Here is a 12,544-nt window from a genome sequence, read left to right on the forward strand (position 1 = left end):
TACAGTGTGGCACCTTTGGAATGATGAGCCAGACGAATAGCATCAGCCAAAGGCAAGGCAAGTCGGGGTTTAACTCGCAGGAAGTCTGGAGGGAGTGAGCTGCCTTATGACCAGACAGCTCTATCTAATGGTTAAAGGTAGCGCAGCGCTTTCTCAAGCGCTTCAAAGGTGCCAGGTTTGAAAACACGCTCTCCACTCTCATTCCTGACATCACCCTTGTCCCCGCGAACTAACTTCCATGCTTTCAGAAAGTCCTCGGACAAGATGTGCTCCAACGCCCTTCTTTCGCCCTCGTCTAATTTGAATTTCGCTTTCGAGCTTGTGCGATCGTCGACATAGATTTCAAGAGATGGCGGAACCACCTCTTTGATTAACCTCCGCGCCTCAGCCAATTCTGACTTCAGAATCTGTACGAGAAGTCGGTGACGAGCAGTCGGTAATTCTTCTATCCATACCTCCGATTCAGCATTGGCATATTTCGGTTTTTTAGCTGGCGCTGCGGCAGAGAACGACTCAATAAGGGCTCTGTAATGAACCCCCGATGCGTTACGAATACTCTGAGCCTTTGGAACACCACGTTTTTCCCCAAGCCGTGCGACCGTCGTGTAACTAAAATCCGATTTACCCTGCTCAAGCTGCTCTTGGCAGACCTCGTATATGGCCTCTAACGTCCTGCAGGTTCGGTCTGACGTCACGGTTTTGAGATGTTCCAATACGGCTTTAGGCTCCATCACCGCACCTCCGATGCGAGCACAGCTTGTCGGCCGTCCAAAATAGACTGAATGTCCTTAAGCGCGATTTGTTCATGCGAACCTAGATCTTCTAACCGCATTCTACCCTCGATCAATGCGTCCATTTTTGTCCATGATTCCACTCGAGACAGAATAAAAGTGGTCAGCTGATTCCCAATGACCAGCTGTTGCTCCTTATCTAGCGTGTACATCTTGGGCTTCAAGTTATTAAATGCAATCATCTTGTCAATCATCTGCGACCGGGGCGCAATTGCAAGGTCAGCCGAGGCGGACTCATAGATCTCAGCATTTTCGCAGACTTCGTTCAGCTGATGGAATTTTGAAGTTTCTTCCATCGCGATATGAAGCTCATTCCCCGACTGGACAATGAGTTGAGTAAGGCTGGACTGCCCCCCTTCCGCAACCCGCTCATTGATCATCGCCTGGCTTTGATTGATCAGCCTGGAAATAGCTTGGATGTCACACAAAAACATATCGGCTTTTTTCGCGGTGCTCTCCATTTCCGAGTTCAGTTTCCGAATCTTCAATTCAAGATAGTTACGTTCTCCTGGATCAAATTTTCCACCGGCCTGTTCTGTTTCATACTGAGCGTTTTCTTGCCCTTCGATACAATGTTTAAGGGCTTTAATCTTGGACTCAAGACTTGCGATTTGTTCAAACTGGTAATTTGCTTGCAACGATATTTCGTTGGCTAATGACAGCAAACCACCGATGAAGACTGGGCCGGTCACAAAATGCCGGCAATGTGGACAGTTTTGAAAACCCAAGTAGCCGGCGGTGACAGGTTGTCGAACCTGAGTACTCCCGATTAGTGGCCCGCCATCTCCACAACGCGCACCCGCGAAGGGACAAAAGCCATAATCGCGAAACAGGAAACTGCCAGGTTGACTATTACCCATGTATGGCTGAATAGTCCCCTCGTTATTATTGAAAAAGGTATCCCTAATTTCATCGATTCGATTCTGCTCAATCATTTGTATTGCTGCATACGCCTGATTGGAGAGCGCTCGCTTCTCTCCCGCCGCAAACTTCTGTCGCAAACCTTCCTCGTTCAACTTGACATAATAAATGGTCATTACCATCGCGCTATGTCCCGCGATTTTCATAACAATCTCAAGCGGCAGCCCAAACTCCATTACATACGCTGTAATCAGACTTACTCGCATGCTGTGGGGCGTATAATCGGATTTGTAAGCGGAGAGAGCAGATGCCTTACCATTTTGTTTTGAAAGCGGTAAACCCGATGGTTGGCTGTAAAAAAGCGCTGCTGCCAGTCGGTCTTTCAAACGACCTGAAAAATGGCCGCACTCCTCATCTCCAAAATCGCGAAACAAAAAGCAATTCGATTTTTTCACTTTAAGCTGTGCCGGATTTAAATCAGTGCGGGTACACTCAAGCCAAGGCATTGGTCGGGTTATAGGGTTATATTTAGTCTGCCAGCGGCGCAATCTCACCATCCAAAGCGCAAGCGCTTCAGGCATCCAAGCAACATTATACGCCGCACCTTTCACTGAGGTTTTGTTGGAGGTGAAATGCATGCCGAAGGCGCCGTCTGGGTATTTCCTTACAAAACTTTGATGTTCGGTTGTTCCCGCTAAATTGGATTGATTTCGTTGGAACACAATTTTTCCGTCTACGATCTCGGGAACTTCAACATCACCTTCACCCGAATCATTGTACGCCAGCTGGCGACCACGAGCTGGCACCGAAGCCAAAGCGTAAGCATGCATCCAGTAGACTGGGCACCATATTCTAGTGCGTCCATACTCTTGCTTGTAAACACAATCTGGGTCGTTTACATCGATCAACGCTGAATCAATATCAACCCAATCCGCATCAAAAACATGAAGATGTTCAAGGTCTTTGAAGCAGTTAGATTCCGGTGGAGCAATCCACTCACACATTGCATGAACATACTGAAAAGCTAGCGCAGGTTTATCACTTTCTCCTAAACGACTATTTTCACCATCGCCCTCATACGCATATGATGCGAAAGGATTACGAGCGTTGGGAGTCACGACCCGTTCGCCACTCTCTTCATCTTCGAGTGTTAGCTTTGTCCTGATATAGTGATCACAAAACTCCTTAGCAGCGGAGATAATGTAACGTTTATTATTTTCGGAGTTCTCATCCTCTAAAAACTCCTCAAACAGATTAATGTCGACCCGAGGAGTGGTAAGAAAAATCGCCGGAGAAAGCCCTAGCTGATACCTCTGGATGTAGTTACGTACGAAACGACACAACTGTGTTTTTTTGGCATCACCTCCTCGCGCGACTTCCATAAATTTTTCAATCGATTCTTTCCAAGGAAGGTAAGGATCGTAAATATGTTTAGTTTTAAAAGGCTCAGGGTTGCCCAAATAAACATACCAATTAACCCATTCATCCTTATAAATGGCATCTGGATAACGTGGGAGTCGAGGGTCATTGGATTTTGCGACAAACGACCTGTATTCCTGTTGACTTGCTAAATTTCGAGCAGACGCGATTTCCCGAGCCTCTTCGTAGCTATAGGGACGAGGAATATCACACGTGTCAAACCAGTCAATCCATTCAGCACTAAACATTCTATCCGGATGAGCAGGCAAGCAAGGGTAAAGCTTTTGCTGATCGCGATATTCTTGGCTGTTTTTGATTTTGACAAGCTTGATGACAAACTTAACATCGGCCAACGACAAGCATTTCTCGGGCAAAAGAAAAATTATCCATCCTGGCCATGCGTCCTTGTAAAAAGATTGCGCATCTGCAGGTAGGCGAGGATCATTGAAGCTAAATTTAAGATAATCTGTCGCGCACGCGATCCCCAATGCTGCTGCAGCTATTCCCGCTTCGCGCCAGTCTTTATATCTATCCACCCCAAGATATGCATCCCAACCCCAAAGCTTCCATTTACCTGCGTATTTTCCATGAGGTGAGGACGGTAAACGCGGGTCTGCTTTGTACCCAGCCAAGTAGTCTTTTTTGGATCTAAAACCTAGGCGTTGCGCGGCCCCGCTAGCCTCAGTGATGGTTTCGTAGATCTGCTCTCGGTCGCCAAAAAAACTCGGAAACCCGAGCCATTCATCCGAGTATATAATATTCGGATTAGAAGGGAGAGATGGATCTTCGCTATATCGACGCTTGTACTCAGTGCTCGAGTTGATTCCGAGCGCCCTAACTGCTGCCTTCGCCGCTTGTAGATCTGGATAAGTTGCCACATTAAATTGATGAAAGAAATTTCGATAGCCCGTCCATAAATCTTCATAAAACACATTCGGATTCGACGGCAGCAAAGGATCTAAACGATAATCCTGTCGATACTGTTTCCGAGACGTAATTCCAAGCTCCGCAACTCTACGCTTTGCGTCATCCAAACTATAAAAATCTTTCGTTCTGCTCAAGCCTATATAATCACTCCAGCCTTGCCATTTGCCCTTAAAGTATTTAGCCGGCGAGCTTGGCAGCCTGGCGTCAAGTGCCTTGTATCCACGCTTGTACTCAATAGCTGAGGAAAAGTTTAGCGCTCTAGCTGCTTCTCGCGCTTCTTCAAATGTTTCGTACTTAAACAAAACGTTATTGTTGCCCAGGTAAATCTTCCAACCTTGCCAATCTTCTTTATAAATTTGATCTGGATAAGGCGGCAGTTTTTTGTCCTGCGTTGCTTTCGCCCAATACTCTTTTCGGCTGGTGGCCTTTAACCTCCGAGCAGCCTCTTGTGCCACAGCATATGATACATAACGTTCAACCCCCTTAAAGCTATCACTAACTCCAAGGAATTTCGCCCACCCTTCCCACTCCGCAGAGTAGAAATGATTAGGTTGAGCAGGGAGCTTAGAGTCGGATTTATACCCGACTTGGTAGTCTCGTATTGTTTTGAAACCGAGCGCCTTTACGATGTGTGTTGCTTCCATCAGCGTTTCATATTTCCCTTGGCGCTTTCTGGGGTTCGGGGGCAAAAATGCATTCCATTTAGTCCACTCGTCTGGATAGTACCTATCAGGTCGAGAAGGGAGCAATGGGTCTTTTTTGTAGCAAGCCAAATACTCGGTGCTTGTATACGCGCCGAGGGCTTTTGCAGCCTCCTTAGCCTCAGAGTATGACGCGTACCGCTCAACTTGTAGACCAAAGAAATGCTGATACCCTGCCCAATCTTTGTAGAAGGCCCAGATATTTGCAGGCAATTTGCTATCCTGGTGATAAAGCTCCTGATAGCTTGCCGATGTAGTAATTCCCAATTTTTTTGCCGCTTCCGACGCTTCCGCTAGCGTTGGATAGAATTTTGAGTTCACACTACTAGATAAGTAATCGCGCCAGCTCTGCCAATCAGCGTAAAGCTTCTCAGGGCAGACGGGGAGCTTAGGATCCACACTACAGAGTTTTTTGTACTCTAGTGCAGTCGTGGCACCAATAGACTTGGTAGCTTCCTTTGCTGCTGCATATGTCGGATACCTCTCAAACGATCCATCAAAGAAATCTGGAAATCCTTTCCATTCTGGATAGTATTGATTTGGATTCGAGTGAAGCAACGGATCACGGCTATAGAATTTTATATAATCCCCGCTGGACGTAATACCTAACCTACTTGCAGCGATAGCGGCCTCGCTTAAAGTGGCGTAGTAAAGTACTTTCGGGCTAGACGGAAGAAAGTTACCCCATCCCGTCCACTCATCCCGGTAGGTTTCATTTGGACAAGCAGGCAGTAACGGATTTTTGTTCCGCTGTAATTTATATTGATCCGTTGTGTACGCATCAATAAGAGCTGCAGCTTGCCTGGCTTCTTCGTAAGTGAGGTACCGAGCTGTTCCTCCGCCTACATTATTTAATGTTCCAAGGTTTTCCGTTCCAAGAAAATTCGGGAAACCTTTCCAATCCATTGGATAGGAAAAAGCTGGAGAATGCGGAAGCTTAGCATCTTCCTTATAACGGTTCAGGTATTCTTGGACAGAGCTAATCCCTAACGCTTTAGCAGCCGCAGAAGCTTCCTGTATCGTCTCATAGAGATTCTTCTTAGCTGCCATATTCGTCTACTCGTTCCATTTTCTCACGAAGTTCTTTGTTGGTAGACTGCAAATACACTAAACAAGAATCTGGCGACATGTGATGCATCGCCTTTTGAATGTCGACCTGAGAAAACCCCATTTCGGCCAAACGATAACCATAGGCATGACGATGACCATGTTCAGTTGTGCCTAAGTACTTCAAATGACTTAACCCGATACGGTTCACAGCAGCCTTGTGTAGGCGTTGAAAGTTCTTTAGCGTTTCAGGCTGGCCAATGGTATTAGTAAAAGCATAGGGATGATCTTGAATACTTGGTTCGACGCGCTGATACAGCAAGTAATTATTAAATGCGATCAGGAATTCGGTCGCCTTTTTGGTTGGATAAAACTGCACTTTGAAATAGCGTTCGGTAGACGTCAAGGCAGGCGTTTTCCACCCAAGATGTAGCCTCTCACTTTTGAGATACTCTGTCCTGGGTCTCAGCAAGAAGTGCTTGGCGAGATACTCCTTGCGAGTTTTGCAATCCTTTACTGGTGAAGCGCCTTCTGAAGGGTGATAAATGCGGACAATTGCTTCATGGCGTTTTTTATCGATCTTTATGTCACTTAGATACAGGTGTAACGCTTCGCTTTTTCTGAGCCCGCCGTTATTGAGCAAAATCGTTATAGCTCGACCCTTCCAATCAATTTTTCTATTAGGGTCGACTTCATTTGCTTGAGTTGCTCTAACGAACCCTTCGTCTAGAAGAGAATTGATCATGTCAGAAGGAAATTTTTTTACTTCTTCGTCATAAATAGGAGCACTACATCTGCGTCCAATTTCTCTGACGTACCTGTTGCGCTCCTTGGTTTCCTCATCCGACTCCAGATGATTTAAGAAAACTTTGTTATGCCGCTGGTAGTAAGCACACCAGTTCAAACGTTGCTCAACAGATGCGGCCAAGCGAAACGGGTTGGCACGCCTGGTTTTGTATTCAGGCTGGCCAGCAAGCCAGTCCGTATAGGCCGTGATGTACAGAATGAGCGATTCAACGTCATCTGGTGACCGAGGACTCCAGTACAGTCCGGATGGATCGCTGAGGTCTGCGTCGTTGATCGTGCCCATGGTGAGGGCCTCTCGAAAGGAACGGAGCAGTTCTGTGGTTTGCTCGAATGTGCCTTCGTTGGCGTTGATGTACTTAATCAAAAGCATGACTGCGAAGGTCAATCTGTCACGCCAAGACTGCCCTCTACTTGTCCTGCTGGCGAGGAACCGGAGGTGGGAAATCAACAAACCTCCCTCAGTGAGAATTGCGGGCAGGCGCAGCTCTCGACCGGTTTTATCGTTGCGGTATCTAGCCTTCACCCTCAGCACGTAGGCCATTTTTCACCATACTAATTATTATGTAGTTAGGGGTACTATCTAGAACCGCACTCATGAACATTAGCCTTTTTTTGGCAGTATTCAAGCCTAAAAGCAGATAAATAGTACGATTATAGGTGGGGTTCTAATACACCTACGGCAAAAAGATGCTGCGCGAGATCGACAGTCGCGTACGCTTTCTCACCAAGCGGCTGGAAGCGCTCAAAGTCGTCAGCGAAAAACCGAGCGATCCGAACAAAGTCTATTTTGGCGCCTGGGTCACGATCGAAGACGAAGACGGCAAAGAGTCACGCTATCGCATAGTCGGGCCAGATGAGCTGGACTTGAAACAGGGCCTGATCAGCATCGACTCACCGCTGGCCCGCGCCCTGATCGGCAAGGCGCTGGACGCCGAGGTTCGGGTCCAGACACCGACCGGTGAGCAATGCGTGTATATCGTGGCGATCGACTATCTTTGAACCGCAGCGTTCAAAGCCTCAACGGCGGGTAATCAGCCCCTGTCGGGCAACGCGAATCAATTGCTTGATCACTTCGGGGGCGTCCTCGAGGCTGGGCGATTGAATCACCGCCAGATCGAAACTGTCGCTGGCAAATCGAGCCAGCGATTCACCCACTTCGACAAACTGGATCAGGAAGGCCGCAGGCCCACCGGTGCGACGTGGCCAGCCATCGAGATAACGCAATAGTGTTGGCTGATGTTTGCCGCCAAGCAGGATTTTTGGATTGCGCTGGGTGAGGTGTGCCGTGATCGGCGCGGGGCGTATAACGGGGCTTAGTGCATTCATTGTGTCGTGTCTCTGCCTCAAAAGTCTGCATGGCAGGTGAGAGGCAACACCGAACCAGCGCTTTAGCGGTATTTCGAAGCCTGTTTCAAGCTTCTATCGGCAACTGAATGAGTCACCAGGCGCCCCGCAAGTAGCTGTTTAAATCGGCGCATGGGCAGCATCCTAGAGAAGCTGACCGGACAGTGTCAAGAATGACGAGAACAAAAAAGGCCCGCGCAATGCGGGCCTTTTCATTGAGTCAGAGCGGTCAGCCAGCGATAGCGCGGTCAGCCGAGAGCTTGCCGGCGCCTTCGATCAGCACCGCGATGCTGCCACCGAGCAGCGCCAGGGCGAACTCATAACCGTTGTTGGCCATGAACAGACCGTTAGGAAGGTGCACCGAGAAGATTGCCACCAGCGAGAGGAAGGTCAGGCCGAGGGCTGCCGGGCGAACCAACAAACCGATGATCAAGGCCAGACCGGCGAAGAACTCGGTACCGCCCGCCAGCGTCGCCATCAGATAGCCCGGCGCCAGGCCGATGCTTTCCATGTACTGCGCGGTGCCCGCCAGGCCGTAACCACCGAACGCCCCAAAGAGTTTCTGCGAGCCGTGGGCAGCGAAGATGATGCCGACGAAAATCCGCAAGACAGTCAGGCCGTAGCCAGCGCGGGTAAACAGTACCTTGTTGATCAGTGTGCTCATGCTGTGTCATCCGTTGTCAGTGTGTGTTGGTTGGCCGCTATATTAATCAGTAAAACTCATGTTAAAAGCGCAATAAATTCGTCATGACAATCAGTTTATTCGATTATTTACGTGAGGCAACTTTCTGCCCCTGGGGCTCCAACGACTCCCGCTCCCGATCGAACGCCAGGTAATACTTGTTCACGCTATTAACATAGCTGACGGCGCCCATTCCCACCTGCTCCATGGCAATGCGTTCGACCTGGAAGAACCACTGATTGGGATTCAAACCGCGCCGACGAGCCTCGGCACGCATGCCCTGAACCCGCTCCGGCCCCATGTTGTAGGCCGCCAGCACGAACGCCATGCGCTCGCGCTCGTTGAGTTTGGGGCTGGCAAAGAACTTGCGACGAATCATCGCCAGATACTTCGCCCCGGCCTGCACATTGGCGTCGAGATTCTGAATGTTGTTGACCCCCACCCGCTGGGCGGCGGACGGGGTAATCTGCATCAGGCCGGTAGGGCCGCTGCCACTGCGGGCATTGGGTTGCAGGGCCGATTCCTTGAACGCCAGGGCAGCCAGATTCAACCAGTCCATGCCTTGGGCTTCGGCGTGTTTCTGCAGCACCGGTCGAAGTTTCTCGAGGCGCTGCCGATCAGCCTTGGCCAATGGATAGTGCACTTGATACAGACGTCGATAGATCCGCAGGAACGCGGCATCCTGATCCGATGGTTTTTTGTAACCGGTCAGGAAGCGATCAATGCTCGCCCGCAACATTGAGGCGTCGCGGCGCACGAACCAGAATTCTTCGCCCGGCTCACTGATGAGTACCTGCCGATCGAAACGCAACTTGGGCAGGATCTTGCCCCAGCGCTCGGCAATGGGTTGTTCGACGATCGTCAGGTGAAAGATTCCGCCCTGGACCATCTCCAGCACATCCTCGACCGCCAGACTGGGATCGACCCACTCGATGATCACCGGTGGCAGTTTAAGCAGCGCGAGCTTTTGATTGATCTGACTGACCGCGTCCCCGGCGGCACTGCCGGTGGGCAACGCCAGGGTTTTGCCGGAGAGTTGTTCGAAACGGGTGTAACGTCGCTCGCCTTTGATCCCGACCAATATCAACGGGATGTTGCTGGCAATCGGTTCACTGGTGCTGACCGCGTGGCCCGGTTGCAGGTCCAGCAGTTCCCCCGGCGCGACCAGATCACCCTCGCCGCGCTGCAAAGCGCCGATCAGTTGATCCTTGCCCTTGGGAATGATCTTGAGGGTAATTTCCTGACCGTCACGGGCGTGACCGTTGAGGTATTGCTCGAAGGCACGCAAGCGGTGGTATTCAACACCGATGGCCTGGCCCTGGACTTCGCCGGAGCTGTTGCGGCTCTGGTTGACCAACACGCGCAGCACGCGACTGCTGCGGATTTCCGCCAAGTCGCGCACTTTGGTCGAAGGCACGGCTTGCAGCGGCCCGGCCAGACGCGCAACCGCCGGCATCGGCAGCAGCAACGAGCAACACAGCAGTAGCAAAACCGAGGGACGTATCATCCACTCTCCAGAAAGAATACTGGGCCGATCTCAAGAATTTTCATGACATCGAACGACAGAAACAGAGCGCCGTGAGCGCTGGCAAAGTGCGAAAGACTGGCACAGTGATGGCACCCAAGCCACCCTGACCTGTCTCGCGGCATCAAGAGACAGCTATAACTCGTTGTAGTTCTTGGCTTTTCTTATAAATCTCCAGCTCTGATATGCTTTCCGGCCTTTGGTCCGAGGTAGCACCATGCAACTCATCGATATCGGCGTCAACCTGACCAACCCCAGTTTTGCCGACAAACACCAGGCTGTACTCGACCGCGCCTACGCGGCCGGGGTCTGCCAATTGGTGCTCACCGGCACCAGTGTCGAGGGCAGCGAACAGGCGCTGGAACTGTGCCGGCAACTGGACGAAACAGCTCATCGGCTGTTCGCCACAGCCGGCATTCATCCCCACTGCGCCAGCGACTGGAACGCTGACAGCGCCCAGCGTCTGCGCAGTTTGCTCAAGGAGCCGAACGTCGTGGCGGTGGGTGAATGCGGACTGGATTTCAATCGTGATTTCTCGCCGCGCCCGCAGCAGGAAAAAGTCCTCGAAGAGCATCTGGAGTTGGCAGTCGAGCTGCAATTGCCGGTGTTCCTCCACGAGCGCGATGCCAGTCAGCGCTTGCTGGAGATCCTTCGCGATTACCGTGATCAGTTGCCGGCCGCCGTGGTGCATTGCTTCACGGGCGAAAAGAAGGCGCTGTTCAGTTACCTCGATCTGGATTTGCACATCGGTATCACCGGCTGGATTTGTGATGAGCGCCGGGGCACGCACCTGCATCCGTTGGTGAAAGAGATCAAGCGGGGACGGTTAATGCTGGAGAGCGATGCGCCGTATCTGTTGCCGCGCAGTCTGCGACCCAAGCCGAAGAATGGTCGCAACGAACCGGCGTATCTGACCGAAGTGTTGCGGGAAGTGGCGTTGCATCGCGGGGAGAGCGAGGAAGATCTGGCCGCTCACAGCACGGCGTGTGCGCGAGAATTCTATGGGTTGCCTTCTGTTGATTAATACAGCCTCAACGCTATCGCGAGCCTGATCCAGGCCCGCGATACAAGCGCCGCGGTCTTATTGACCGCTACGCATCATCTCTTTAGGCACGTACTTGCCAATCTCGAATTTGCCGATCGCCGCGCGGTGCACTTCATCCGGGCCATCGGCCAGACGCAGGGTGCGCTGCATCGCATACATGTAGGCCAGTGGGAAATCGTTGGAAACCCCTGCCCCGCCATGGATCTGGATCGCCCGGTCGATCACCCGCAAGGCCACGTTCGGTGCGACAACCTTGATCTGAGCGATTTCGCTCTTCGCAATCTTGTTGCCGACGGTGTCCATCATGTACGCCGCTTTCAATGTCAGCAGGCGCGCCATGTCGATTTCCATCCGCGAGTCGGCGATTTTGTCGATGTTCCCGCCCAGACGTGCCAAAGGTTTACCGAACGCAGTACGGGTTACCGCCCGTTTGCACATCAGTTCCAATGCACGTTCGGCCATGCCGATTGAACGCATGCAGTGGTGAATCCGACCTGGGCCAAGGCGACCCTGAGCGATTTCGAAGCCGCGTCCTTCACCCAACAGGACGTTTTCGTACGGCACACGGACGTTTTCGAACAACACTTCGGCATGGCCATGAGGTGCATCGTCATAACCGAACACTGGCAGCGGACGAACGATCTTCACGCCAGGGGCATCCACCGGCACCAGAATCATCGAGTGCTGCGCATGACGCGGCGCATCAGGATCGCTCAGCCCCATGAAGATCAGAATCTTGCAGCGTGGATCGCACGCGCCTGAGGTCCACCATTTTTTGCCGTTGATCACCCACTCGTCGCCATCACGCACGGCGCGGGCGGCCATATTGGTGGCGTCGGAGGAAGCCACGTCCGGTTCAGTCATGGCGAACGCCGAGCGGATCTCGCCGCGCAGCAGCGGTTCGAGCCAGCGTTGCTTCTGTTCTTCGTTGGCGTAGCGCACCAGCACTTCCATGTTGCCCGTGTCTGGCGCGGAGCAGTTGAACGGCTCGGGGCCCAGCAGCGAGCGGCCCATGATTTCCGCCAACGGCGCGTATTCGAGGTTGGTCAGGCCGGCGCCGAGTTCGGACTCAGGCAGAAACAAATTCCACAAACCTTCAGCCTTGGCCTTGAGTTTGAGCTCCTCCATGATTGCGGTCGGCTGCCAGCGATCGCCCTCGGCGACCTGGCGCTCAAACACCGCTTCGGCGGGATAAACGTAGGTGTCCATGAACGCGGTCACGCGCTCACGCAGTTCTTGCACCTTGGGCGAATAAGCGAAATCCATGGGCAGCTCTACCTTTTAACGGAGGGTTTTGATGAGTTGTTCAGGTCATGCAATCGATGCTAGAACAGCTACGAAAATTTACCTAGCCTATTCTCGGCGTGTATTAACATTCATCACCGATATATGATC

The 12,544-nt window shown here is 51.6% G+C and carries 8 protein-coding genes and 1 pseudogene; 2 read left to right on the forward strand and 7 right to left on the reverse strand.

Annotation, left to right across the window (positions count from 1 at the left end; genetic code table 11):
- Positions 1-131 precede the first annotated feature (131 nt).
- The 3 genes from gmtX to gmtY are packed head-to-tail and all read right to left on the reverse strand — an operon-like array spanning position 132 to position 7,094.
- Positions 132-731, reverse strand: a complete 600-nt coding sequence (gene gmtX, locus QFW87_RS19515) for a gamma-mobile-trio protein GmtX (RefSeq protein ID WP_283188618.1) — start codon at positions 729-731, stop codon at positions 132-134.
- Entirely contained in the window at positions 731-5,749 is a 5,019-nt protein-coding gene (locus QFW87_RS19520) for a VPA1269 family protein (RefSeq protein ID WP_283188619.1), read from the reverse strand. Before QFW87_RS19520 ends, gmtX begins: the two co-directional genes overlap by 1 nt.
- Positions 5,739-7,094: a gamma-mobile-trio recombinase GmtY gene (gene gmtY, locus QFW87_RS19525; RefSeq protein ID WP_283188620.1), complete on the reverse strand. Its 1,356-nt coding sequence runs from the start codon at positions 7,092-7,094 to the stop codon at positions 5,739-5,741. Before gmtY ends, QFW87_RS19520 begins: the two co-directional genes overlap by 11 nt.
- Positions 7,095-7,228: 134 nt before the next feature.
- Between gmtY and QFW87_RS19530 the strand changes: the two are divergent.
- Positions 7,229-7,552, forward strand: a pseudogene (locus tag QFW87_RS19530) (GreA/GreB family elongation factor); the annotation flags it as partial.
- A gap of 18 nt (positions 7,553-7,570) precedes the next feature.
- Here QFW87_RS19530 and QFW87_RS19535 read toward each other — a convergent pair.
- The 3 genes from QFW87_RS19535 to QFW87_RS19545 form a co-directional block, all read right to left on the reverse strand.
- The gene (locus QFW87_RS19535) at positions 7,571-7,879 is read right to left on the reverse strand and encodes a class I SAM-dependent methyltransferase (protein ID WP_283180937.1); all 309 of its coding nucleotides are present in this window, start codon (positions 7,877-7,879) and stop codon (positions 7,571-7,573) included.
- A 247-nt stretch (positions 7,880-8,126) separates the two neighbouring features.
- On the reverse strand, positions 8,127-8,561 hold the full coding sequence (locus QFW87_RS19540) for a DoxX family protein (RefSeq protein WP_095128917.1): 435 nt from the start codon (positions 8,559-8,561) through the stop codon (positions 8,127-8,129).
- A 103-nt stretch (positions 8,562-8,664) separates the two neighbouring features.
- The gene (locus QFW87_RS19545; protein ID WP_283180938.1) at positions 8,665-10,086 is read right to left on the reverse strand and encodes a transglycosylase SLT domain-containing protein; all 1,422 of its coding nucleotides are present in this window, start codon (positions 10,084-10,086) and stop codon (positions 8,665-8,667) included.
- Between the two features lie 235 nt (positions 10,087-10,321).
- Between QFW87_RS19545 and QFW87_RS19550 the strand changes: the two genes are divergently transcribed.
- A complete protein-coding gene (locus QFW87_RS19550; protein WP_283188621.1) occupies positions 10,322-11,128 on the forward strand; it encodes a TatD family hydrolase in 807 nt (268 codons plus the stop codon).
- Positions 11,129-11,185: 57 nt separating this feature from the next.
- On the opposite strand, the gene QFW87_RS19555 is transcribed toward QFW87_RS19550, so the two are convergent.
- Positions 11,186-12,415 carry an acyl-CoA dehydrogenase gene (locus QFW87_RS19555; protein ID WP_283188622.1) on the reverse strand — a complete coding sequence of 410 codons (1,230 nt, stop codon included), beginning with the start codon at positions 12,413-12,415 and terminating at the stop codon, positions 11,186-11,188.
- Positions 12,416-12,544: the final 129 nt, after the last annotated feature.

This window comes from Pseudomonas sp. PMCC200344 (assembly GCF_030053095.1).
GTDB lineage: Bacteria > Pseudomonadota > Gammaproteobacteria > Pseudomonadales > Pseudomonadaceae > Aquipseudomonas > Aquipseudomonas svalbardensis.